At 54.8% G+C, this 23554-nt stretch carries 18 protein-coding genes, 5 tRNA genes and 1 pseudogene; 9 read left to right on the forward strand and 15 right to left on the reverse strand.

The window, feature by feature from the left end:
* Window positions 1-146: 146 nt before the first annotated feature.
* From HUV30_RS18575 to HUV30_RS09650, 3 genes and pseudogenes are all read right to left on the reverse strand, one after another.
* Window positions 147-1721, reverse strand: a pseudogene (locus tag HUV30_RS18575) (Cache 3/Cache 2 fusion domain-containing protein); the annotation flags it as partial.
* A gap of 128 nt (window positions 1722-1849) precedes the next feature.
* Complete coding sequence (locus HUV30_RS09645) at window positions 1850-2173, reverse strand: thermonuclease family protein (protein ID WP_174405223.1); 324 nt, start codon at window positions 2171-2173, stop codon at window positions 1850-1852.
* 310 nt (window positions 2174-2483) lie between these two features.
* Entirely contained in the window at window positions 2484-2846 is a 363-nt protein-coding gene (locus HUV30_RS09650; protein WP_174405224.1) for a molybdenum cofactor biosynthesis protein MoaE, read from the reverse strand.
* Between the two features lie 36 nt (window positions 2847-2882).
* Between HUV30_RS09650 and HUV30_RS09655 the strand changes: the two genes are divergently transcribed.
* Window positions 2883-5495 carry a tetratricopeptide repeat protein gene (locus HUV30_RS09655; RefSeq protein WP_174405225.1) on the forward strand — a complete coding sequence of 871 codons (2613 nt, stop codon included), beginning with the start codon at window positions 2883-2885 and terminating at the stop codon, window positions 5493-5495.
* Between the two features lie 116 nt (window positions 5496-5611).
* Here the strand turns inward: HUV30_RS09655 and HUV30_RS09660 are convergent, their stop codons facing one another.
* Window positions 5612-6499, reverse strand: a complete 888-nt coding sequence (locus HUV30_RS09660; protein ID WP_174405226.1) for a LysR family transcriptional regulator — start codon at window positions 6497-6499, stop codon at window positions 5612-5614.
* 162 nt (window positions 6500-6661) lie between these two features.
* Between HUV30_RS09660 and HUV30_RS09665 the strand changes: the two genes are divergently transcribed.
* Together HUV30_RS09665 and rbr are read left to right on the forward strand one after the other, a co-directional pair.
* Window positions 6662-7903: an APC family permease gene (locus HUV30_RS09665; RefSeq protein ID WP_174405227.1), complete on the forward strand. Its 1242-nt coding sequence runs from the start codon at window positions 6662-6664 to the stop codon at window positions 7901-7903.
* Window positions 7904-8171: 268 nt separating this feature from the next.
* Window positions 8172-8750, forward strand: a complete 579-nt coding sequence (gene rbr, locus HUV30_RS09670; protein WP_174405228.1) for a rubrerythrin — start codon at window positions 8172-8174, stop codon at window positions 8748-8750.
* Window positions 8751-8992: 242 nt separating this feature from the next.
* Here rbr and HUV30_RS09675 read toward each other — a convergent pair whose 3' ends face one another.
* Together HUV30_RS09675 and HUV30_RS09680 are read right to left on the reverse strand one after the other, a co-directional pair.
* Window positions 8993-10726: a YcaO-like family protein gene (locus HUV30_RS09675; protein WP_174405229.1), complete on the reverse strand. Its 1734-nt coding sequence runs from the start codon at window positions 10724-10726 to the stop codon at window positions 8993-8995.
* Window positions 10727-11446 carry a class I SAM-dependent methyltransferase gene (locus tag HUV30_RS09680; RefSeq protein ID WP_174405230.1) on the reverse strand — a complete coding sequence of 240 codons (720 nt, stop codon included), beginning with the start codon at window positions 11444-11446 and terminating at the stop codon, window positions 10727-10729.
* Between the two features lie 259 nt (window positions 11447-11705).
* Between HUV30_RS09680 and HUV30_RS09685 the strand changes: the two genes are divergently transcribed.
* The gene (locus HUV30_RS09685) at window positions 11706-12212 is read left to right on the forward strand and encodes a peptidylprolyl isomerase (RefSeq protein WP_174405231.1); all 507 of its coding nucleotides are present in this window, start codon (window positions 11706-11708) and stop codon (window positions 12210-12212) included.
* Between the two features lie 289 nt (window positions 12213-12501).
* On the opposite strand, the gene HUV30_RS09690 is transcribed toward HUV30_RS09685, so the two are convergent.
* From HUV30_RS09690 to HUV30_RS09715, 6 genes are all read right to left on the reverse strand, one after another.
* Window positions 12502-13689, reverse strand: coding sequence for an anaerobic nitric oxide reductase flavorubredoxin (locus HUV30_RS09690; RefSeq protein WP_174405232.1), 1188 nt, complete (start codon window positions 13687-13689; stop codon window positions 12502-12504).
* Between the two features lie 217 nt (window positions 13690-13906).
* Window positions 13907-13981: transfer RNA gene (locus HUV30_RS09695), tRNA-Gly, on the reverse strand.
* Window positions 13982-14018: 37 nt separating this feature from the next.
* Window positions 14019-14093, reverse strand: a tRNA-Gly gene (locus tag HUV30_RS09700).
* Window positions 14094-14159: 66 nt separating this feature from the next.
* Window positions 14160-14234, reverse strand: a tRNA-Gly gene (locus HUV30_RS09705).
* Between the two features lie 4 nt (window positions 14235-14238).
* Window positions 14239-14313: transfer RNA gene (locus tag HUV30_RS09710), tRNA-Cys, on the reverse strand.
* Between the two features lie 331 nt (window positions 14314-14644).
* Window positions 14645-14836 (reverse strand): hypothetical protein, encoded by a 192-nt coding sequence (locus tag HUV30_RS09715; RefSeq protein ID WP_174405233.1) that lies wholly within the window; start codon window positions 14834-14836, stop codon window positions 14645-14647.
* A gap of 307 nt (window positions 14837-15143) precedes the next feature.
* Here HUV30_RS09715 and HUV30_RS09720 point away from each other — a divergent pair, with 307 nt between their 5' ends.
* Window positions 15144-15839, forward strand: a complete 696-nt coding sequence (locus tag HUV30_RS09720) for a response regulator transcription factor (RefSeq protein ID WP_174405234.1) — start codon at window positions 15144-15146, stop codon at window positions 15837-15839.
* Window positions 15839-17239, forward strand: a complete 1401-nt coding sequence (locus HUV30_RS09725) for a sensor histidine kinase (protein ID WP_174405235.1) — start codon at window positions 15839-15841, stop codon at window positions 17237-17239. Before HUV30_RS09720 ends, HUV30_RS09725 begins: the two co-directional genes overlap by 1 nt.
* Before the next feature lie 205 nt (window positions 17240-17444).
* Here the strand turns inward: HUV30_RS09725 and HUV30_RS09730 are convergent.
* Window positions 17445-17519 (reverse strand) — tRNA-Gly (locus HUV30_RS09730).
* 441 nt (window positions 17520-17960) lie between these two features.
* Between HUV30_RS09730 and dksA the strand changes: the two genes are divergently transcribed.
* The 3 genes from dksA (at window position 17961) to HUV30_RS09745 (ending at window position 21439) form a co-directional block, all read left to right on the forward strand.
* Window positions 17961-18323 (forward strand): RNA polymerase-binding protein DksA, encoded by a 363-nt coding sequence (gene dksA / locus HUV30_RS09735; protein WP_174405236.1) that lies wholly within the window; start codon window positions 17961-17963, stop codon window positions 18321-18323.
* A 21-nt stretch (window positions 18324-18344) separates the two neighbouring features.
* Entirely contained in the window at window positions 18345-19910 is a 1566-nt protein-coding gene (locus tag HUV30_RS09740; RefSeq protein WP_174405237.1) for an NFACT RNA binding domain-containing protein, read from the forward strand.
* A gap of 206 nt (window positions 19911-20116) precedes the next feature.
* Window positions 20117-21439 carry an EAL and HDOD domain-containing protein gene (locus HUV30_RS09745; protein ID WP_174405238.1) on the forward strand — a complete coding sequence of 441 codons (1323 nt, stop codon included), beginning with the start codon at window positions 20117-20119 and terminating at the stop codon, window positions 21437-21439.
* Window positions 21440-21628: 189 nt separating this feature from the next.
* Here the strand turns inward: HUV30_RS09745 and HUV30_RS09750 are convergent, their stop codons facing one another.
* Both HUV30_RS09750 and gap read right to left on the reverse strand, forming a co-directional pair.
* Window positions 21629-22405, reverse strand: coding sequence for a substrate-binding periplasmic protein (locus HUV30_RS09750; protein WP_174405239.1), 777 nt, complete (start codon window positions 22403-22405; stop codon window positions 21629-21631).
* Between the two features lie 146 nt (window positions 22406-22551).
* Window positions 22552-23553 (reverse strand): type I glyceraldehyde-3-phosphate dehydrogenase, encoded by a 1002-nt coding sequence (gene gap, locus HUV30_RS09755; protein ID WP_174405240.1) that lies wholly within the window; start codon window positions 23551-23553, stop codon window positions 22552-22554.
* Window position 23554: the final 1 nt, after the last annotated feature.

The raw sequence follows: 23554 nt of genomic DNA on the forward strand, positions 1-23554 counted from the left end.
GAGGACTGCGTTGCATCGGAAATCTGCTCCGCCAGCTGGCCTGCAGCGTCGGAAACCTGGTCGGCAATGTTGTTGGCCGTTGCTGCCGTCTGGGCGATACGTTCATTCTGCGCTTTGATGCGCTGTTCGTTTTCCTTGACGGCGGTCAGGTCGTACCAGAACGAGATGGAGCCGAGGATATTGCCGTCCGCATCATGGAAGGGCGTGGTGTTCACATCGATGTGGTACTGCTTGCCTGAGGGGCTTTTGTATTCAATCTCGCTGTGGAAGGAGCGCTTTTCGCGTATTGCCTTGTCAGACAGGGTTTCTCTGCCACCGTCGTTCCAGAAGAACTCGCCGGAGCGAACGCCGATGTAATCCGTCGGGGTTTTGGTTTTTTCAAGCAGGGTACAGACCTGCTGGTTTGCCCAGAGAATCTTGAAGTCCGGTCCCACAACAGCACATGGGGTGGGAATGCCGTTCAGCACGCCCTGCGCGAAGCCGAGCCTGTTTTTCAGTTCGCCCACCATGGCGTTAACGGAGCCGACAGTGTTGCCGATGGCATCATTGGCAGAATATTCACTGCGTGCGTTGAGGTCGCCGTCTGCAATGCGCTTGGTAACTGCGGAAAGGTCGTTAAGGGGACGCAGAAGGAAGCGTATAAGAAACGAGAAAAGTACAATGGCTGCGGCAGCCCCGCCTATGATGATGGCCGACGAGGCAAAGAGGGCCTTGTCGTCAGCGCCGAGGTACATTTCCTTTTCCGGCAGGGCAAAGCCGATGTGCCAGTCCCATGCACTGTAATAGCGTTTGTACCCAATGTAAGGCTCGCCATTACGGGCAAATTTGAGAATGCCCTCCTTGGAGTCGAGGAACTGCTTGCCGTGTTCATAGTCGGTAATGGTGGCATCTTCGTCTGCATTGTTACCGTAAACATACTTGCCGTCTGAGAGGGTGATGAAGGTCTCGCCCTTGCCGTCGTACGACAGCTTGTCGATGACAGCCTTGAGTTCAGGGGTCATCATGCTGCGGCCCACATAGATGACGGCGACAATCTTGCCTTCTTCATCCTTGATGGGCTTGTAGGCGGTAACATACCAGTCATTCACGACAAAGGCCTTGCCTCGGTATGTTTCGCCCTGCATCACGGTTTTGTAGACGGGGCTGTCTGCGGGAATGTAGGTGCCCACGGCGCGGGTGCCGTCCAGCTTCTTTACGTTGGTGGATACGCGGAGCAGCTTGCCCGGCAGTACCTGAAAAATGGTGGCGGTACCCCCAAGAGTCTTCTGGACCTGATCCACAAGCATGAAGTTGTCATTGAGCGTAATGCCGGAAAGGCCGTCCCCAAGCTGCAGGGTGGGTATGGTGACCTCTTCCTTTTCTTTGGTCACCTGATTCACGATGGTGGTCTTGATCGTGTCACTTTCCGAGATGAACATGGTGCCGAGAGTTTTGATATCTCTTTCCATGACGACAAGGTCCGCATTCAGTTTTTCCTGCGTGATCTTGTTCTGCAGATCAATCGTGTCTTCAAGTTCCGTGATGAGAGAGGCTATGAAGTGCTCGCCCAAAGTGTGGAGGGTGCTCTTTGAAGTTGCATAGAAATATACACCGGAAAAGAGAAGCATGACGACAACAGCCGCCACAATGCTGAGTAACAGTTTTCTGTTGAAGTTGAGCTGCACGATGACCTCCAGTCTTGAAATATGTCTCGGCAAAGGGAACCGACACTGGCAACGCATAAACCCATTGTCGGTCTAAGATTACAGGGCTGGCGAAACACAAGTACCGCAGTATTATCTTTGCCAGTCATGTCAACCAATTGTCAAGGTTGAGCATTTGCCGACAAACCGGGGTTTCCGCAGGTATTTCACCAGTTTCTTTTCCCCCCGGAATACGGTCTGGCAAACCCTTTGTCGATAAGCAATGTCGATAGACTGCTCTCACCTACTTCCACATCGGCGATAAGCCGGAAATATTTACCCCTTTTTATATTTTTGAGGCGTATCTTACGGCCCTGTAGAAGGGTGGTGACAAAATATTTGGCCTGTATGGCCAGAATCCGCATTTCCGGTCGCTTGTCATGCAGCTCCGGAGTATCACAGCCGGAAATGCGAATTCCGATATTCTTGCCGATCACTGGAGGAAGATCGGGAATATCAACAATGATTGTGTCTCCGTCCACAATGCGCATGACAACAGCATCCATATCCCCGTAGTCCGTATCACGCGCTTCTGCCGTCCCAACAAGACAACTGCATGCGTTAAGCAGTATGAGCAGGAGCAGGGCTGGCAGCTGGAGGTTGTGCGTGTTCATGTATATAGATAATTATATAACTTAAATCCTGTCAATGTCCTTCTCAGAACGTCAGTTATGAAGGTTGGGTGAGGAATGCAATTTGCAACGAATTGTCACGACAGGTAAAACAGGCAGAAACGACAAAAAAATGGCGCTGCCGTTGGTGACGACAGCGCCTGAAAGATGGCGGATTGACGGGATGCGGTTACCCGAAGACTTCCTGCTTGGTTACTGCCTCTGCTTTAACCCGGTCGAGCAGTTCGGCGAAAACGGCCTTTACGTTTTCACGGATGTCGCCGGCCACAATGAGGTAGAGCAGGTCGTCACCGGGGTGCAGTTCTCCCTCGTTGGCCTCGGCCACGATGCGGAAGATGCCTTCGCGCTGTTCCATCTCCTTGCATATGGCGGCAATTCTGTCATGATCAGGCGTAACACGCACGGCAACAACATTATTCTTGTCCTTGCGAGACCAACTGCGTACTACGCCGTTGTGAATGAGCATCATTCCCACATGGTCTGCAAAGCCGGGCTCCCGTTTGAGGTCGGCAAGGGCCTTGTTGATATCCATTAATAAACCTCCGCGATCGTAAGAATGGGATAGAGAATGGCCAGATTGTCCACATTGCTTAGCAAACTCCCGCAGTTCAAGGAAGCCCGAATGGTGGCGGCCGGATACGGCCTATGGACGAGCTGGGAGGGCGATCTGAACCTTTCCATCACGCAGACTTTGCAGGATTACGGCGGGTTGCTGCTGACCAGCGAGCGCGGACAGGCCGTATGGTTTTTTTTCTCAACGGATGTTTTTCTTGCACTTGCCCGGCTTGAAATATGGGGCAAGTTCAACAAGCTGCCGGTCTTTGCACAGGTATTTCCGGCCAAGCTGCTGTTCAGCAGCAAGCGCGAGATAAATCTTTCGGTTGATACGGTCATTGCTGCCCAATCCTCCATTGTTCCCGAAGATCTGGAAATATGGGTGCACGCCAGAGCACGCGAGGACGGCAAGGGGTTGCCCGGTTTTTCCTTTGATGAAACCAAGCCCTATACGGGGCTGGCCAGCGTTCCGTGGTTCATGTTCCATGCCGACCCACGTCTGCCATACCAGTCGCAGCTGGGGTGGTACGGTGTGCTCAAGCCGCTCGGAAATCCTCTGGAAAAAGGATTTCAGGCAGGCTGGCGTGAGTTCTTCAAAGAGATTGAGCAAGTTTTCCAGCGGCTGAAGATGAAGTTCATGCTGTTCGAGAACTATGTGTTCTTCCAGCTTGAAAACCTGCGCACCCTGCGTTTGTGGTGCAAGGACTATCTGTCGCTCATTGCCACCCTGAAGGAAGATACGCCCGAACGATACTGGCCGTGTGTTCAGGCGCTGGTGGATAAGAAGGGGCTCAATTTCAATAACGAACTGCACAAGAAGGTTCGTCTGGACTGGGACCAGCTGGTGCCCGACTTCCCGCACATGAGCTACCGTAACGCCTATCTCATGGGAGAAGGATTCGAGGTGCACGACACCCGTTTCAACGTGGAGTCGAGCAGCGTTGACGACTGGTGCAACATCAATCTTTCCACCGTTGGTGATGATGCCGTGGGCATGCTGCCGGTTGCCATTTCCAACAGGCTGGTGGCCGGTGTCAACAACCACTGCTTCTACTGCGGCATGCGGACGCACGAGCCCGCCGCCTGTCCTACCCGGCATATGGAAGAGCTTGATGCCGGTATATGGAAGAAAGTGGCCGCCATGGATTTCGACACCTTCAATGCCGGATTCAAACGCATCGAAGACACCCTGCAGGGAGACGTGCAGGAGGGTATAACCGCCATTCTCGGCAGAGAAGGATTGGAGCATCTGATCCTGAAGGCCGTTTTCGCCGTTACGGATACCTTCCAGCTCCGCATGATGCGCCGTATGTGGCTTGCGCGGGGCAAGGATTATCCCGCCGGAGTCGAAGATCTGGCTCCCCGTGACGAAAACCCCGTTTGGAACACGCTCAGTACCATGCTGGCGGGAGAGCACATTCATGCGGAAAAGGATTTGCAGCAGGTGCAGATCCGTTATCCCAGAGATTTCCGTTCGCGCACGATCAACGGCTTTATTGCCATGGAGCGCGGTGACCTCATCCGTGCCCAGCAGCTGTGGAAGGAAGCGGAATCCTTCTGCACATCGCCGTTGCTGCAGGGCTACCACGTGTTTCTGCAGGCGAGAAACCTTGAGATTCAAGGCCGTTTTCAGCAGGCCAGCAACATGTACAAGCAGGTCATGCGGCTTTGCCCCCTGTGGCTTGAAGCGCTGTACCGCCAGGCTGTCTGTCAGGTGAAGATGGGCTTTGCAGATCAGGCCATGGGTTTTTTGCTGAACCTGATCGAAAAAGACCCCAACATGTTCAACCGTGTGTTGCTGGACCCGGAAATGGAGCGCGGACATATCCAGATTCTGTCCGCCCTGAATGTTCCCTGGACCGAGGCGGAAGCCAAGGCCAGCCAGATGCGGGAAGGGCTGGAGAAGCTGCGGCTCGATATATCGCTCTGGTTCCCCGAGGAGCACCCCTTTGCGGAACAGGCCTCGGCAAGAATCAGCCGCCTGATGCAGCTGGCCGAGGTGAAGAACTTTGTTTCTTTCATGGGGCTGGTACAAGGGCGTGAACGCATTGACCGCGACCTGCAGATACGGGTGAATCATGAAGCACGGGATCTGAAGCAGAAATTCAAATATTTCATGGACCGCCTCACCTACATTCGTGATGAAGCCGCGTGGTTTCCCTTCCCCAAGGTGCTGGTGGAATTCAATAAGCAGTACAATTTGTGCGCGGCCAACCTGAACTGGGCGCTCAAAACGCATTTTCAGGTGGCGGAAACCTTCAAGCGGGCACAGAAAATGGCCGAGCAGGAAGAGGAGCGTCTCATCCTGCTGGAGGGTCGTCTGCGTTTTCTGCGCGTGGTGCGCGATGCAACGCTGTTTATGCTTATTCTGGGCAAGACCTTCTTCTGGATGGAGCTGATCTTCCTTGTGCTCACCCTTATCGGTTTGCCGCTTACCATCTACTATGGGCAGACCAGCGGAGCGGGATGGGCAACCGGTCTGCTTGTGAAGCAGAAGTGGCAGATTCAGAAGGGACTTATCATCATCCTTTCCGTCTTTGCCCTCGGGCTTGCCGCGCTGCGTACGGCCGTGATTTTTGAAAGTGCGCGCGAAAAACTGTTCAAAAAGGCCAGAGGGCAGGGGTAGGCGGAGTTGTCTGCGCTGGGCGGATAGCGTGGAACGGGCAAAAGCCTGTGGAGCCGCTGCAGGGCCGGAAATTTTTTTCCGGACGTATGAGGTTTCTGTCAGCGGTATTGTCGAGATCATGATTTTGCCCAGATGGACCGTACTTCCTGAATAAGGGCCGCTATCAGCGGGTCTTCCTTTCTTGAACTGAGGCAGGCAATGCTCAGTGGTACGCTGAGCGGCTCATCCCACGCGGCGGCAAGGCCTTCTGCTTCCAGCAGTTCCGCCATGTCGCGCCGCAGAATGGAAGCGCCTTTGCCGTTGGCCACCATTTCCCGGACAATGGCTTCGTCAAGCGCATCAGCAACAGGATGCGGTTTTACCCCGTGTTCCGCCATTCTGTCTGCCACCAGCTTGTGAAAGGGGCATGCGCAGGTCGTCCACAGCCACGGCAATTCTGCCAGAGACCGCCACGTAAAATCCGAGACCTTGCTGACCCGTCGCAGAAAGCGGGTGGGGATGACCACGGCGAGCGGCACGTCTGTGAGGAAGGTTTCCGATATACCCTCGTCACGGCTGATGCCGAAGCGGAAGCCTGCATCCAGCACCCGTTCATGCAGCAGGCTGGTTGTGGCCATGGTCTGCGAGGTGATGAACTCAATTGATATCTCGGGATAGAGTTTTTCCATCCGTGCATCCAGCGCGCGCATCCGCAGATAGAGCGGGTCCGTGTTCAGGCCCACGGTTATGGCTCCGCACAGCTCCGCATTGAGTTTGCCTGCAGTTACCCGCATGTTCTCGGCCGCATCAAGTATCATCCGGGCCTGACCGAGCAGGGTCTTGCCGTTGACTGTAAGCGTCATGCCCCGCGCCTGACGTTCGAAGAGGATGATGCCGAGCGAATCCTCCAGCCCCCGAATCTGGGTGCTGAGGGCCGACTGGCTGATGTGCAGTATGCGCGCCGCTCTGGTGAGGTTCTGTTCACGCGCCACACAAACAAAGGATCGGAGCTGGTTGAGTTCCACAAGATTTCTCCACGAGTCTTACGCCCCCCTTGCCGCACGATGCGGTTTAGGTTTTGCGTACCGTTCTGCAGAATCGAATGATGCCTTCTTATAATTCTGTTGGCAAGAACGCTCTGCGTCGGGCCATACTGCAAGGATATTGGAAACATAAGGAGTTGCGTCATGAAGAGTGGTAAGCTCGGGCCTTTCATGTTGAGCGGTTTGATGGTGGGTCCCGTGCTCGGATCAGGCATTTTCATTCTGCCGCCTCTGGTGCATGAGGCTGCGGGAGAGTGGGCCATTCCTGCGTGGCTCATCACCGTGGCTCTCAACGCCGTATTTGCCTTTGTGTTCGGCTTTCTTGCCATTCAGTTTCCCGGTAACGGGGGTGTGGCGGATGCCATTGGCCATGTGTTCGGCCCAAGAGCCAAGCGGCTGGCCTCGTATTATCTCATTTCTGCCGTCATATTCGGCCCTGCGGCGGTGCTGCTGACCATTGCCCGTTACCTGCCGCTGCCATGGCTGGATACCCTGCCGGGCGGGCGCATGGGCGTGGCACTTTGTCTGGTGCCGCTGGGTTTTTTGTTCCTGCTGCAGCACATCCGCTCCATAGGAACCGTGGCGCTGGCTATCTCATCGATATCGGCTGTGCTGCTGCTTGTGGGCGGCGTGCTGGTCATGGCTTTTCATGGTTCGGGGCAGGACCTGCTTCCCGAGCCGGCAAGCTTTGATGCCGATGTGTTCGGGCACGCTTTGCTCATGCTGTTCTGGATTATCGTGGGCTGGGAGGTTGTGGGCAATTACAGCGGTGAAGTGGATGACCCGCAAAGAACCATTCCTGCGGCCGTATGGGGCAGTGTGATCGCCGTTACTGCCGTGGAGCTGTGCGTGGCTTTTGCCATCCAGACGGCAGATGTACCTGTGCAGGCGGGTTACGGTGTGGCCAAGCTGCTGTACCCTCTGTTTGGAACCTCTGCCGGAATTGTGTGCTCCGTGCTTGTCACAGCGCTGTGCGTGACCACGTATCTCATGTTCGTGGGCGGTGTTGCCCGTCTGATGGCGGCCCTTGCCGCTGAAGGGGCGCTGCCTGACGTGTTTGCGAAGACAAGGAACGGCGTGCCTGTGGTTTCCATCGGCGTGTTGTGCCTGATGCAGGCAGGTTCGCTGGCAGCCTGCATTGCAGGCGTGGCAAAGCTTGAATCGCTTGTGGCCATTGCAAGCGGCTTCTTTCTTGCCAATGCCATTATCGGCATAGGAACAGGCATTGTCATGCTGCCGCATGTATGGAAGCGGGTTTGCGCCGCCTTGCTCGGAGCCGTGCTGCTGGTTGTTCTGAGCCAGTCACAGTGGTTTGTTCTGGCTGCGTGCATCATACTGGCTCTGTGGTGCTTTAACCCTGCGGAAAGGTTGACAGCACGCAGCTGAGTGAGAGATCATCAGAACCAATTCTTTTTAGGAATTTTTCCTGATAGGCTTTACATTGAGCACACAAATAATTAGTGTTCAGTGCTCTGTGACGGCAGGCGGCATTTCCGGTTGTTTTCCGGTTTTGATGGCGCTTCCGGTCGCAGTCCAATTTCATGTTGATACGTGTCCGCCCCGTAACCTGACCGATCTGACATTACCAGATAGGTCCTAAGGGAAGTGGGGTGGAACATTACTCGAATTCGAAAACAATCACAGGAGCATTATCATGTCCAAGTCCATCAAGGGCTCCCGCACGGAACAGAACCTGCTCAAATCCTTTGCGGGTGAATCTCAGGCACGTAACCGTTACACCTACTTTGCCGCCATTGCCCGCAAGGAAGGGTATGTGCAGATTTCCCATATCTTCGAAGAAACCGCCAACCATGAAAAGGAACACGCAAAGCGGATGTTCAAGTTTCTTGAAGGCGGCGATGTGGAAATCACCGCAACCTATCCTGCCGGCAAGCTCGGTTCCACGCTTGAGTGCCTGAAGGCTGCCGCCGATGGTGAACACGAGGAATTTGTTTCCCTGTACCCCGAATTTGCCCGCATTGCCGACGAAGAAGGCTTTTACGATGTTGCGGAAATGTACCGCAAGATCTGTGTGGCAGAAGAGTACCACGAAGAGCGTTACCGTGCGCTGATCAAGAATATCGAAAACGATCAGGTCTTCCACAAGGATTCCGAGATCGTGTGGCGCTGCCGCAACTGTGGTTACAACCACAAGGGCGCGGATGCTCCCGCTCTGTGTCCCGCCTGCGTGCATCCTCAGGCACACTTTGAAGTCAAGGCTACCAACTGGTAGTCCGGCTGCCGTAAGGCCTGCAGAAAGCCGGATGGTTGCATGAACGCAACTCTGCCGCACGCAAAGGACAGCACGGTTTCAGCAGACAGATAGAACATGCAGCGAGGGGTAACGTGATTGTGTCACGTTACCCCTCGTTTTTGCTTTGTGTTGCTGTCAGCGAGTTGTGCTGACAGCGCTGCTGGCGATGCATCCGTCAACGGGTGCCGGAGGCGGCAGGTCCATTCGTGTAGGGGCGCGGATTATCTTTCCTGTTTAAGCTCGGCAAGATGCTCGCGCGCAAAACCGATGGAAGGGTCAATGTCCAGAGCGGCCGTGAGGTATTCTTCGGCTTCTTCTCTCTGTCCGAGGAACTTGCAGCACAGGCCGAGGTTGGCAAGGTCAATGGCCGAGCCTTTGTCCAGATCCTTGATGAGCGTGCGGAAGTCTTCTGCCGCTTCTGCATACATGCCCAGCTTGAAGCGGGTCACGCCACGGAAGTTGAAGTATTCCTTCATCTCGGGGCACAGGGCCACTGCGCGGTCAAGACCGGGCAGGGCAGCGCGCCAGTCCTCTTTCAGCGTATGACAGTAGCCGCTGTAGAAGGCGGCCAGCCCCTTGGCATCGGCTTCGGGCTGCAGGGGTTCCGCCTGTTCGAACAGGAGGCAGGCTTCGTCAAAGGCTTCTGCCCGCAGAGCGAGCATGCCCTTGAAGAAGGGAAGAAAGTGCGCGTGCGGGTATATTTCTTCCAGCACGGAAAGGCCTTGTGCCGCCGTCTGGGCATCGCATTCTTCGCTGAGAATACGGCCCACAAACAGGCCGAGGCTGGCGTTCTTGTCCCGCTCGCGGAACTGGAAGCCCGGAACAAGGTTGTAGTTGGCGGAAACATTCAGTTCGGGATTGGTGGTCTGCACGGAATACAGGCTGTATCCCTGCGTGTGCAGGCCGCGTACAAGGGCCATGAGCTCTTCGTAGATGTCGCCGTGCTCCACGCTGGGCAGTTCATCCAGATTGACCTCGGGACCTTCAAGCAGCCAGCCCAGTTCTTCCGTTCTGGCATATTTGGGCAGGCCGGATGCCTCGTAACAGGCACCGGATTCAAAGTCGCCCGCAAGCTGGGCCACTTCCGTCAGGGCGCGTACGGCTGCCTTGACCGGAGAAGAGGCCGTGCCCGCCGTGTAGACGATTTCCGACTGATAGGGGAAGGTCGCCGGGTCCCACGCTATGGCGGCAACGGTGGGAACGGGCATACCCTGCGAGAAGTCCTTGAGAATGACGACAATGCCGTTATCCGTGAACTTGCTGTAGAGATTCACCAGCACCGGATCGGTGAACGAGGCGGGGCTGATGGTAGGCACGGGTTTGCAGGCGCGGTCTATGACGCAGCAGACGTGGCGCTCGACCAGTTCGCAGGCTCCCTGAAAAATGGATTCCTCATCTGTGTTGCCTGCCGAGGAGCCGTTGAACTCGCCAAGCTTGCGGAACCAGTCCAGCGGGATGATGCGCTCTTCGCCGCTGTGAATGTCCGTTGCGGGACAGAACCACCATTCGGTGAGGTCCATTATGCGTGCGGCGTTGTCGTGGGGCAGTGATTCGGAAACGGAGTGCAGAATCACGTCGAGCCCGACCAGCTTGTCGCCGAAGCGTTCCACCGCCTGCGACCACGTGCAGCGGACCATGTCCGGCTTGCGGTCCCAGAAGGTCCAGTAGCTGTAGCGTTCCATCAGTTCCATGAGCGCAGAGGCTTCTGCCTGCTCAACAGACGCGCCTTTGCCCATCTGTTTTCTGGTGGGCATGAACCGGCGGGCGTCTTCACCGCAGACAGAGAGAAATACGGGAATGCCGAGTCGTCCGGTATCTATGCGGCGCGTTTCGGCCAGAATATGGGTGTCCAGCTCAGCAAGACGGGCTTTCACACGGGCCACGGTCTCCGAAGGAGTCATGACCTTGTCCTGATCGGCTGTGTAGTGCTTGGGGCAACTGGAAAGTCGTATCATCTATTTGGCTCGCAATCTGTGGATGGTGTACAGGGCGCGATCCGCGCCGTCCTCGTCTCCGGCAGTGGTCTTGGTTCCCACCGTCTGTTCCTGCATGCGGAAATCTCGCTCTGCAAGCTTGAAGAACTTTTTGGCTTTTCGTCTGTAGTCCTTGGCAAGAATGGCTTCGGCCTCAGGCTGCTTTGCAAGATGGCGCTGAATGAACTTGACCAGGGCGCGGTGCAGCGTTTCAAGGTATAGAACCTCGGCCCCCACGATATAGTCGAAGGTCCGGTCAAGGCGTGTGGTCTGAATATCCACCTTGCGGACGGCAACCCTGTCCTGCAGGCCGTTTTGCAGAATGTTGATGCGGGCAAAGAGCAGGGCTTCGTCGTTCACGTCGGAAACGACTACATCCGAAAATCCCTGAGAAGCGGCGATAAGGCCGGTAACGCCGCAGCCTGCACCTATTTCGAGCAGGCTTTTGCCCTTTGAGGGCGCGTGGCGCAGAAAATGGCCGAGCATGAAGGCGGCGGGCCATATCTTGGCCCAGAGAGGCAGGGCACTGAGTGCATCTTCTTTGATGGTGGGGACGAGACTGTCGAGGTATTCTTTCATGTTCTGCACTTGCAGAATCTCGATCTGCGTATCCCCCACGACCAGCGGTTCAAAGGCAACATCGAACCGTTGCCGTGCCATATCGAGTAATTCGTCCAGCGGTGCGTCCAGACGGTATTGCATAGTGAATCCTTGGCTATGGAATAGGTGCCCGGAACGGAAACCCCACGTTGCCGTGATACGGGCACACAGGGTTCATGCACTATGCGGAACGATTGTGCAAGGCACTGAGAGTGTCTTGCAAGGGGGGGGCGTATGGCGGGCGATTGCGTATTCAGCACGTAGCACCATATCGCGGGGGCTGACCTCGGCATCTTTTTCTGATAGGGGAGGCTACGGCCAAGGCCGATGAAACGTAATCGCGAACATCGCAGGAGAAATCATGGAAAATCCGTATGTACTGCTCGAGACGACCTTGGGCGATATTCTTATAGAACTGCTGCCGGAACATGCGCCCAAGAGCGTTGCCAATTTTCTGCAGTATGTGGATGCCAAGCACTATGATTATACTATTTTTCACCGCGTCATCCGCGGCTTCATGATTCAGGGCGGCGCATACAATAACCGCCTGCAGCGCAAAGAGGCGCTGGCCCCCGTTGAGAACGAGGCCAAGGGCGGTCTTTCCAATGTAAAGGGAACCGTGGCCCTTGCCCGCGCAACGGAAAAGGACTCCGCCTGCGACGAGTTCTTCATCAACGCCGAAGACAACCTTGACCTCGACCACACGGACGACAGCGACGAAAACTATGGCTACACCGTGTTCGGCCGCGTTGTGGAAGGTATGGATGTGGTGAAGAAGATCAACTGGAAGGTGACAAAGCCCCGTAACGACTTTGATGACCTGCCCGTGGATGACATTGAAATCATCTCTGCCCGCCGTTTTGAATAGGCGTAAGGCAGATAGAGTGTAGAGTAGGGCGGCCTTCGGGCCGCCTTTTTTATGCGGCCCCGTCTGGGATAGTTAGGTGAGGGCTCTTCAGGTCGATGACAAACCCGCGTTTTCAATACAACCGTATTCCCGTTAAGCCGGAAGCGAAGTCCCAAAACGGATTTTCATCGCGTATGCGAGGTGCAGGAACGTCAGGTTCCTGCCCGGCGGAGCCAGAAAATACCAGAAATGACTTTGTCAGCAGTCTGAAGGGCCGCGCCATGTGGCGCGGCCCTTTATCTTTTCGTGTCTACAACCGTTCGGCCAGTTCTTTTCCGAACGCTTCGCATTGCAGAATGGCCTGCTCATCCGGCTTCCAGAGTACCTTGAGGCCGTCGCCCACCATTTCGAATCCGGATTTTTCAAGTTCCTTGGCGACAATACCCGCACTTTCGCCGGACCAGCCGTAGGAGCCGAAGGCAGCGCCGAGTTTCTTTTTGAATCCCAGCCCCTTGATCATTTCCAGAACCCCGGCCATGCCGGAGAGAATGCCCTTGTTGATGGTGGAGGAGCCTGCGACGACCATTTTCGATTTGAACACTTCAAGCACCACTTCATTCTTGTCGCGCTGACCCACATTGAAAAGTTTGACCGTCATCTCAGGCTTAACGCTGGAAATGCCCCTTGCGATGGCTTCTGCCATGTCCCGGGTGCTGTTCCACATGGTATCGTACAGCACGGAAACCTGATTTTCCTGATAATCCGCAGCCCACTCCAGATACTTGTGAACAATTTGCAGCGGATTATCGCGCCAGATTATGCCATGGCCGGGCATGATGTAGTCCACCGGCAGGCCAAATCCCACCACTTCTTGTATTTTCTTTTCCACCAGCTTGCTGAACGGGGTGAGGATGTTTGCATAATACTTGATGCATTCATGCATGAGATCACCCTGATCCACCAGGTCGTTGAACATGCGGTGCGATGCGTAGTGATGGCCGAATGCGTCGCTGCTGAAGAGAATGTTCTCTTTGTCCATGTAGCAGAACATGCTGTCCGGCCAATGGAGCATGGCAGCGTTGATGAAGGTGATGGTGCGCGTTCCCAGAGAGAGGGTGTCTCCGGTTTTAACCGGATGGAAATTCCAGTCCTTGTGGTAGTAGCCCCTCAGCGACTTCACTGCCTGCGGGGTGCAGTAGACAGGGACATCGGGAATGCGTTCCAGGAGTTCAGGGAGCGCGCCGCTATGGTCTATCTCTGCATGATTGGCAATAACGTAGTCGATGCTGCCAAGGTCGATTTGCTGCTCAAGGTTCGCCACAAATTCTTTGGCATATGGCATGTATACCGTATCAATTAGGACCGTTTTTTCATCGCGCACAAGATAGGCGTTGTAGGAAGATCCCTTGAAGGTGGAGTATTCCTCTCCGTGGAATTTCTGCAGTTCCCAGTCAATTTTGCCTACCCATGTCACGTTGTCCGTCAGTCGAAAACTCATGCTGCCTCACTTTGTTGTCTGTGTGCATACCGAGAGATAGTTCGCCGCCGCGTCTTTTAACGCAAAGACTACCCCATCTGACTTATGGGGTATGTGATTTGGATCAATTAGTTGTGGGAATATGCGAAAAAAGATGCCGGTTGTTGCAGACAGGGGGGGCCTTGTTGGCAGGGGGGGCACAAAAGAAGAGGGCCGGTCATGGACCGGCCCTGAAATCTGGAGCGGGAAACGGGATTTGAACCCGCGACTTCAACCTTGGCAAGGTTGCACTCTACCACTGAGTTATTCCCGCTAAGGAATATATGTATGCCTTTCGGCGATCCGACGAGTGGAGCGGGAAACGGGACTTGAACCCGCGACCTTCAGCTTGGGAAGCTGACACTCTACCACTGAGTTACTCCCGCGCTCTATCAGGTGCTCCGTCCCCGTTCGGGGTAAAGCTGGCGGCTAATGCCGCCAGCCCAAATGTCTGGAGCGGGAAACGGGATTTGAACCCGCGACTTCAACCTTGGCAAGGTTGCACTCTACCACTGAGTTATTCCCGCGTTATGGAGGCGGCATCCAGATTTGAACTGGAGAATGGAGGTTTTGCAGACCTCTGCCTTACCACTTGGCTATGCCGCCTCATCGTTGGCGATTTTGCGAAGACACACCTTGTTTGGTTTGTATCCGCTCGGAATCAGAAGTGATTTCCTCTCGCCGGAGAGCCTTTTGCCTGAACCCGGATTGGATTGCAAGCTTTTTTTCAACTTTTTTCCCGCCCGGTTTTTCCTGCTCCGAAGAGGGGGTACTTGCCGTTTGGGAAGCCGGAAATTGCCATAGCTGGCGGAACTTGTCAATCGTTTGAACAGCAAAAACGGTCAGGTTGATCTGTTCCGTTTATTGTATCCCGATGCTGCGGCAGATGAGCACGCCTTTATGAGGGGCTTTTCCGTATGGAATACAGGTGTGGGTATCAGAATGCGTAGCTGATGCCCAGAGATATTCCTGGAGCGCCGTCAACATCCAGCTTTTTGTCTTCGTCACCGGAGGAATCGTATATCCGCATGGTACGGGCAAAATGATAACTCAGACCACCCGCGATGGAGAGGCTCTGGGGTATGTCATATTCCCCCTGAACTCCAACCCTCCAGCCAGAGAGTTCCATGTATCCCTCTCGGTTGTGAGATCAATCCGTAGGGCTGGCCGGTTTGGACGGGGGGAGCATGGTTTCGGCACTGTTTCGGCGTGTGGCGCGGAATGACCGGCCGAACAGGATGGACGACAGATCAGGGGAAAACTGGCGGAAAAGTATGATGGCTTTCGTCAAAAATTGCTTAATATCGCTACAAGGCGTTAAAAGGTGTAAAAAACGCCTTGAATGGTAAACGGGCTTTTACATGTTCCCTTCCTGTGTAGTAGGGAACACGACCTGCCAGCCATTGTGCGGCAGGGCTGTAATTCAAGAGGAATGCATGGAAGTACAACCTAAGGTTTTGTTATTTGATGATGATGTGAAGCTTCAGTCGTTGTTGACTGAGTATTTGCAGGGGGCAGGATTTGAAGTTCATTGCAGGCAGACCGGTCTTGATGCCGTTGCTGCATTGCATTCAGTACAGCCTTCCATGGTTATTCTGGATATCATGATGCCCGGAATGGACGGTTTGTCCGTTTTGCGCATGTTACGGGTTGAATCCAGAGTGCCGGTGATCATGCTCACCGCGCGCGGTGACGATGCCGACCGGATAGTGGGGCTTGAACTTGGTGCGGATGACTATCTCGCCAAGCCGTTCAATCCCAGGGAGCTGCTTGCGAGAATGCGCGCCGTGCTGCGGCGGGCGGAGAGTTCGCCAGTCAGTGTTTCCGCCGGTCGTGTGGAATGTGTAGGACTTGTGCTGGATACCGGCAGGCAGGAACTGGTCATAGGCGAGACGGTTGTGGACCTTTCACCCACCGAGACCAAGCTGATGGCGGAGCTCATGCGCCAGCCGGGAGTGGAACTTTCCCGCGATGATCTCATGACCCGAGTTTGGGGCAGGGAGTTCAATGCGTATGACCGTTGCATCGACGTGCACATTTCAAAGCTGCGCTCGGTGCTGAAGCCATATCCCGAACATGCGGAGCGCATAAGAACCGTATGGGGCAAAGGGTATATGTTTCTGGGGCAGTGATGCGAATAAACAGCCTGTATACCAAGATCATGTTGAGCTTTTTCACCGCACTTGCTGCGGGGCTTGCGTGTATCGTTATCATCTTCATTCTCATTGTTGAAAACCGGTTCAACAAGCATGTCCAGAACGAGCTTATCGCCGCCTTTCGCATAACCAGCAAAGGGGTTGAACTGCTCGCCAGCGAGGGTAACATTGACGATCCGGTAGCGCATGCGGAATTGCGGCACTACATCAAAGACCTTGATGTCATCTTCAAGGGTCAGGTGTGGCTTGAAAAACCGGATGGAACGGTTTTTCTTTCCTCCCGCCCGCGCACTGTTCCCAAATTTACCATCAGCAATGAGAAGTATCAGGACAGGCTGTTCTATGCCGATGTGAAGGGGCTGCCTGAAGCTGATTTCTATTTTGCCTACCCCGTGACCGTGTTCGGGCATAATGCCACATTGGCCATGCTGCGCCGCGACGATATCTATTACAGGGACGCCGCACCGTTTTTTCTCATGGTTGTGCAGGCAGTGGGCATCTTTACGCTTCTGCTGGCCTTTCCCGTCATCAGACGTATCACCGTGCCCCTGCGAAAACTGGAGGAGGGGGCCTTGCGTTGTGCTTCAGGCGATCTTTCCTATCGGGTGGACATGAAACGCGGTGACGAGGTCGGGCGTGTGGCGCGGGCGTTTAACGTCATGGCGGACAGCGTGGAAAACATGTTGCGCATGAAGCAGGAGCTCATGGCCAATGTGTCGCACGAAATGCGCAGCCCCCTTGCCCGAATCCGTGTTGCTCTCGCCATTGCGGAAATGCGTATCGAAGAAGGGCGCACAGAGGATGCCCTGCGGCATCTTGCCGCTGTCAGTCAGGAGGTTGAGGACCTTGATTCCGCCATAGGCGGTGTTATCGAACTGAGCCGTTTCGATGCCGGAGGAGCGTATAGAGTATTCACCTCTTGTGATCTTGCAGAGATGGTCCGCTCCATGCTGCAGCGCTATGCGCCGACCATTGATATGAAGCAGTTGCAGGTGGAAGTTGATCTGCCGGAACATCTTGTGCAGGACTGCCAGAAGGAAGGCTTTAACGCGATAATCAAGAACCTGCTTGAAAATGCGGTGAAATTTGCCGAGCAGGGCGGCTTTATCCGGATAGAGCTGGCTGCAGAGAATGCGGGGGCAGTTCTGGCTGTGTCAAATAGCTACAGGCAGCTTTCGGAGAAGGAGATCAGCCTTCTGTTTCAGCCTTTCTCGCGTGGCGTGGGGGAAGATGTGCCCGGCACGGGACTTGGCCTTGCGCTTGTGGAAAGAATTGCGGTGGATCACGGCGGCGGCGTTGTGGTCGAGAATATTGAAGCCGGCGTGCGGTTTGCAGTCCGGCTGCCACGTCCGCGGAAGGATGAATCCGCCTCCTGATGCAACGGTGTTGCTGATGGGTGCAATACGGTTTTGGGGGCAGGTTCCTGCATGGCCATAAGAGAGCAGGGCCAGGAAAGAGCAGGCGCCGCGCGCAGTGTAGCTCATACAAAAGAAAAGCCCCCGATCAGAGGAATCGGGGGCTCTCTTTTGTATGTGAGCCATACACAGAGTCGTAAGGCCATGTATGGCACTAATCTCGATTTGGAGCGGGAAACGGGATTTGAACCCGCGACTTCAACCTTGGCAAGGTTGCACTCTACCACTGAGTTATTCCCGCTCGTTGGAGCCGGACTTGCCGTCCGACGAGGAGGGTTTATAGGCAAAGCGGCGCCCCTCGTCAAGATTATTTTGAGATTTTTTGTATTTTCTTTTTATGTTAGTATTTTCGTTACGTTACTTGTTGCTAAAATGCCCGTCGTGTGGCTTGCAGGCGCAGAGTTAATGATAAAGCAAAGGCGTTTGCGCTATGGAGCTGTACTTGCCCGAAATCGTGCTTATTCTAAACTGAACGCAGAATACCCCGAAATAGGTTGTTTTGCGATGTTTTATCTTATCTTATCGGTATGTTAGTTGTTTTGTACTAAAATCAAGTAGTGCTTTACTTTTGGCCCTGCATTGGTATATGCCTGTGTGCTCAGTAATAACGGCTGGCGACGTGGTTCTCCCCGTTTCTTTTTTTGCAGTTCACTGAGCCGTGAACCATGCCGAGGAGGATAGTATGGAACAGAAAGATCTCGATTATTTCCGTGAGCTTCTGCAGACCATGCTGGAAGAAGCCCAGCAGAATGGAGATGCTACTCTTGACGAATTGACAGACAGCAATGAGATGTTTGCCGATCCTGCAGACAGAGCCACTGCTGAATCTGACCGTGCTTTCACCCTGCGCATCCGTGACCGCGAGCGTAAGCTTATCAAGAAGATTCGTTCCGCAATCGGGCGTATGGAAGATGGTACTTTCGGGGTTTGCGACGAGTGCGGCGATGAAATCGGCGTTCCCCGTCTGAAAGCCCGCCCTGTTACCAAGCTGTGCATCAATTGCAAAAGCAAGCAGGAAGAAGACGAACGCGAACGGGCCGATTAGCCTGAAACAGGCGAATTTCGTATGGACGCTCATGTATTCCGACGCCTTGCCGCCGAACTGGCGCAGGTGTTGACCGGCAGTCGGATTGAGCGGTTTTACGCTCCCGCTCCGGATATAACAACTATTGTTCTCTATGCCGCCGGCCTGAAGCAGAATCTCCTGCTTCGGGCCGGTCGCCGTTTCCCCCTCCTGCTGCTTACTCCCGAACGTCCGGAGAATCCTGCATCCCCCGCAGCACACGCCATGTGGCTCCGCAAACATGCCGGAGGCCGCAGACTGGGAGCTCCGCTTGTGGACTGGGTGAACCGCCGAATGGCGGTGCCTCTCTCCGGAAGCCCCGTGCGCTGGCTGGTGCTCTGTCTGCGTGAAGGCGTGACTGTCACGGACACCCTTGAGGATGGATTCGGCAGCGAGCCGACATGGCCCGACCATGCAAGGTTTGCCTCCATTCTCGAAGGACGCGAGGTGTGGGCTGCGTATCCGCAATATACCCCTCTGCTCAGGGAAACGCTTGCCGAACTGGCCGAAACGGACCCCATGGATGCGCAGGCGCTGCTTGCCGACCTTGAGTATGGTCCCGGTGACTGCACTGCTGATGTCTACCTCTACAGCCGGGAAGATGTTCCCGAAATGGTAAGCGTCTGGCCTCTGCCTGCTGCCTGTGCAAAGGGCATGACGGAATCCGTTGTGCCTTCCGCCATGGAGGCGGTGCGTCTGATGGGGACGCAATCGTTGTTCGGCGGCATGGTGCGGCAGAAGAAGGCAGAGGAGGTGGCTCCGGCCAATGCTGCCATTAAAAGGCTTCGCAAGACTCTGCATAAGCTGGATTCGGAAGAACGCCGTCTGTCCGGCATGGTGGCGGGGCAGGCTGACGCGCTGGCAATTCAGGCCGAATTGTGGAGGATCGGGGCCGACAGTCGTCTTGCCGAGATAGAGGTGACGCTCTCCGACGGTTCGGTCAAGCGCATTGCGCTGGATTCTCTGCGTACCGTGCGTGGTAACATGGAGCGCATGTTCCATCAGGCCATGCGCGGCAAGCGCGGACTGCGTATGCTGAACGAGCGCAGAGATACGCTGCGTCGTCAGATTGATGCTCTGGAAAAGGGAGAGCTTGAGCCGGATGCCGTGCTGCCGCGCAAGAACGCGGGCGGAAGGCAGAAAGGACGCCCTGAACCGGCTGCACACCCTGACAGCAAGCTCTATCAGCGTTTTCGCAGTTCGGACGGTTTTCTCATGCTGCGTGGCCGGAATGCCAAGGGTAACCACGAGATTCTGAACAAGGCCATGCCGCACGACCTGTGGTTTCATGCCGAAGACGGACCCAGTGCGCACCTTGTGTTGCGGCTGGAGTTTCCGGGGCAGGAGGTGCCGGAGCGCACTATGATTGAAGCCGCCCAGCTGGTGGGTGTGAAAAGCTGGCAGCGCGATGGCGGCCAGGCCCGAGTGATGTGTGCTGTGGCGCGCCATGTGCGCAAGGTCAAGGGGGCTGCGGTGGGGGCTGTGCATGTGGGGCGCATGGAGCGCTCACTGTTGGTTGATCTCGGTCAGGATATCGAGAAAACACTGGCGGTTGACACTGTTCTATAAAGAGAAATAATAGGAAAAATGGCGGGAGGTAACGTTCCTGTTATCAAACATCTAATTGACTGCGATTGTTGAATGTGTATTATAATTCTGACTGCTGAATTATATGTTGCATCTATATTGTGTATGGCATGGAACAAGGTTGGGGGGTAGATTGTAGACGCGTGAGGGGACCGGGGGGGACGCTGCGTGTTACGACGAGGGTAGCTATGCTTAAACGGTTTCGCTCACTTTTCGATTCCCGGTCTGACGCCCCTTCCGGCGCGGCAGTTGATTCTTCTGCGGAAGCGAATGGTGGATATGCTCACGTGCATACCCGTTCAACCCTTGTTGCGCGGCAACCCATTTTCGACCGGGATTCCCATATATGGGGATTTGAACTGCTTTTCCGGCAGCCGCCCGATATGCTCCACTTTCCCGAACACGTCGATTCTTCCATCGCCACTTCTTCTGTCATATCTGACGGTTTTTCCATCGTTCAGCCCGTGCTTCTGCCCGAACAGAAGGTGCTGATCAATTTTTCCGCCGAGCTTCTCACCGAACGTATTCCCTCCATTCTGCCAGCCGCCCAATGCGGGGTTGAAATTCTGGAAACGGTAACACCCACCAGAGAGGTGCTGCAGTCCCTTATCCAGCTTAAACGTGAAGGCTATCTGCTGGCAGTTGATGATTACACCGGCCAGAGTGAACTGCAGTTGTTCATCAAGGTGGCAGATATCGTGAAAGTGGAAGTTCTCGGACGGGAACTGGCCGATGTGTATGACAATGTGAAGCGATTGCAGGAGTTTCCGTGCAAGCTGCTGGCCGAGAAGATAGAGGACAGGGATACTTTCCTCAAATGCCACGAGATGGGGTTTGACCTGTTCCAGGGATTTTTCTTTGCGCGCCCCGAGATCATGAGGGGCAAAAAGCTTTCATCTTCGCAAGCCATAAAAATGCGTCTGTTGGCGAAGCTTGGGGATGATAATTTCGAGATCTCCGAGGTGGGCGAGATTCTGCGTTCGGACGTTTCTCTGGTCTACAAATTCATGCGCTATCTGAATTCTGTCCACTTCGGCCTGCCGACAAAGGTCAAGAGTGTTGAACACGGTGTGACTTTGCTCGGCACGCAGAAGCTCAAACAGTGGCTGTGCGTGACGGTTCTTTCCGATCTTGAAGCGACTCCCATGTCCCGCCATATCGTTTCGCAGTCCGCCCAGCGGGGCAAGTTCCTTGAATTGCTTGGCAAGGATGCCCGAAGAGAGCAGGAACCGGCCAGTCTGTTCCTGTTGGGGCTTTTGTCCCTCATAGAAACGCTGCTGTCCGTTTCTCTGGATTCGCTGCTTCAGGATATGCCTATTGAAGAGGCCATGGTTGCGGCATTGAAGGGAGAGGAGAGCGGGTATTCGCCGTGGCTGCGGCTGGTTTCCCACTATGAGCGTGCGGAATGGGACAAGGCCATGATGGATATTGAACTGCTGGGGCTCAATGAACAGCAGGTGCTGAAGGCTTACGAGCAGTCATTGCTGTGGGCGGCTTCGTTCTTCAGGTGATGAAAAGGTGGTCTGAGGCAGTTCAGGCCGTTATGCTGCAGCCGTAAGCTGGGCGCGCGTGACTCCATGTCCGGCTCAGAGAACTAAGGGGAGACCGTAACGCGCAGAAAAGCAAGCATATGCGTTGTTATCTGCCGTTTCTGACCTTTCTCTTCTGATCTTTCTCTGCTGTTGTCTCCGTCCCTGTTGTCATTCCCAGTCATCAATGCCGTATTTTTTCAAGATTGCTGCCAGCCTGCCATTTTTCCTCATCACCTCCACTCCTCTGTCCAGCGCTGCCGCATATTCGGGTGAGCGAGCCACAGCCGGAGAAAATGCAATGTAGACTCTGTCTTCCGCAGGTCGGACAGGGTCTACGCCGGCAAGGCGTATCTGCCGCTCCATGCCCATCTCATGTGCCTTGAGCATTACGGTCATCTTTTCATCAACAAGCACATCTATCCTTCCGTAGAGCAATTTCTGCAGGTTCGTTCCCAGCGCATCGGTGCCTTGTGCTTCCTGCACGAGAGGGGTGTCTTTGTGTGTGTCTATCCATGGCTGCAGCTCTCCGCCATAGTCGTAATCTCTGGTCACTCCGAGTCTGATATTGGCAAAGGCGTCTTTGTCTGTGGGCTTCCAGAGTGAGTTTTTGAGCGTGAAATAGGCATTGGGCGCAATGCCGAGCCAGTGTCTGGGAAAAACGAAGTCCGGCACTTCTGCCAGCACAGCACCCACAAGGGCCTGAGCCTTGCCCGTCTTTACCTGATAAATGGCGCGGGTCCAGTTCATCTCTTCATAACTTACGGAAACGTTGGAGAGGGCCAGAGCCTCGGTTGCAATCTCTATGAGATAACCGGGGGCGGCTGTGCCTTCGGAGCAATTGTACGGACACCATGAATCCGCAACCAGAAGTATAGATTCTGCTCTTCCGGTGACGGGGAAAAGCAGAATGAAGCCGAGCAGAAAAACAGCGAACGGATTTTTCATGCTTATGTCCTCTTGCAGTGTAAGCACTACGCCGGAATTCGGAAAAGAGATATTATTTGCTCATGCTGCAACAGTGGAAATAGTGAGTGATTCATAAAAAAAGCCCTGCCATGAGGCAGGGCTTTGAATAGATGCAATAACGGAAACTACAAAGAAGCGCCGACCTTCTTGAGCAGACGAACGAGCTGGTTGGTAAAGCCGGCTTCGTTATCGTACCAGATTATCAGCTTGACCAGTGTACCATCTATTACGGTGGTGCACAGGGAATCTACCACACCGCCGTGGGTGTCGCCGATGTAGTCCACAGAAACCAGCGGCTCATCGCTGTAGCCGAGGTTGCCCTTCATGGGGCCTTCGGATGCAGCCTTCAGCGCAGCGTTTACCTCTTCTGCCGTGGTGGCTTTTTCCACACGGCAGGTCAGGTCCACAATGGAACCGTCAGGGGTGGGAACGCGAACGGCCATGCCATCCAGCTTGCCCTTGAGTTCGGGAATGACCATGCCCACAGCCTTGGCAGCGCCGGTGGTGGTGGGAATCATGGACATGCACGCTGCACGTGCGCGGCGCAGGTCTTTCTGGGAACCGTCCAGAATGCGCTGGCTCATGGTGTAGCTGTGGATGGTGGTCATCAGGCCGTGCATGATGCCGAAGGTATCGTTGAGCACCTTGGCTGCGGGGGCCAGACAGTTGGTAGTGCAGGAGGCGTTGGAGATGACGTCGTGCTTGGCAGGGTCATAAATGCTGTCGTTCACGCCCATGACGATGGTTGCGTCCACATCCTTGCCGGGAGCGGAGATGACAGCCTTCTTCGCACCGCATGCAATGTGGCCCGCAAGACCTTCGCGGTCCTTGATGGTACCGGTAGTTTCAACAGCGATATCAATACCGTATTTGGCCCATTCCCATTCGTTCTGCTTGCAGCGGGTTACGATAACCTGCTTGCCGTTGATCAGAAGACCCTGATCGTTTGCGGCAACATCACCCTTGAAGGTCCCGTGAACGGAATCATACTTGAAGAGGTGAGCAAGCGAAGCGTTATCCGCGCGGGCGTTGATAACGGCAACCTGCAGATCGGCATCATCCGCGAGCAGTCTGAGCAAGTAACGGCCGATACGACCGAATCCATTGACACCGAGAGTTACAGCCATC

The sequence above is a fragment of the Desulfovibrio subterraneus genome, from assembly GCF_013340285.1.
In the GTDB taxonomy this organism is placed as follows: Bacteria; Desulfobacterota; Desulfovibrionia; order Desulfovibrionales; family Desulfovibrionaceae; genus Halodesulfovibrio; species Halodesulfovibrio subterraneus.